Here is a 622-nt window from a genome sequence, read left to right as displayed (position 1 = left end):
GGATGCTGTGTGCAGCCCCGGCGGCAGCACCATTCAGGGCGTGCGCGTGCTGGAAGAGCACGGCCTGCGCGGTGCGGTGATGGATGCCGTGATCGCCTCGTACAATAAGACAAAGGAAATGGGAAAGGGTTAAGGATATCATGCGCATCGTTGTAAAAGTAGGCACTTCTACTCTGGCATACGCCACCGGACGGCTGAACATCCGCCACACGGAACAGCTGGTCAAGGTGCTCAGCGACCTGAAAAACGAGGGCCATGAGGTCATTCTGGTGTCCTCCGGTGCCATTGGCATGGGCGTGGGCAAGCTCTCACTGCCAACCCGCCCAAAGGACACCACCACCAAGCAGGCCTGCGCCGCTGTGGGCCAGTGTGAGCTGATGTACACCTACGACCGGCTGTTCAACGCCTACAATCACACCGTGGCGCAGATCCTGCTCACCGGCGTGGACGTGGAGCACACCGAACGCCGCGTGAACTTTCAGAACACCCTGTCCCGCCTGCTGGAGCTGGGTGCCCTGCCCATCATCAACGAAAACGACACTGTTGCCACCGATGAGATCACCTCCATTGGCGACAACGACACGCTGGCGGCCATCGTGGCCTGCTGCGCCAAGGCTGACCT

General features: G+C 60.6%; 2 protein-coding genes. Both read left to right on the top strand.

All coding sequences use genetic code 11. From position 1 onward, the window contains the following. On the top strand, positions 1–133 hold a 133-nt coding region (locus QZL71_RS05465; protein WP_294648192.1), incomplete at its 5' end, for a pyrroline-5-carboxylate reductase family protein. Positions 134–140: 7 nt separating this feature from the next. Beyond that, positions 141–622, top strand: a 482-nt coding sequence (gene proB / locus QZL71_RS05460; RefSeq protein ID WP_294648163.1) for a glutamate 5-kinase, incomplete at its 3' end; no start/stop codon positions are given.

This window comes from uncultured Faecalibacterium sp. (assembly GCF_900066275.1).
In the GTDB taxonomy this organism is placed as follows: domain Bacteria; phylum Bacillota; class Clostridia; order Oscillospirales; family Ruminococcaceae; genus Faecalibacterium; species Faecalibacterium taiwanense.
Note: the sequence above shows the minus strand (reverse complement) of the source record. Positions and strands in the feature narration are given on the sequence as shown.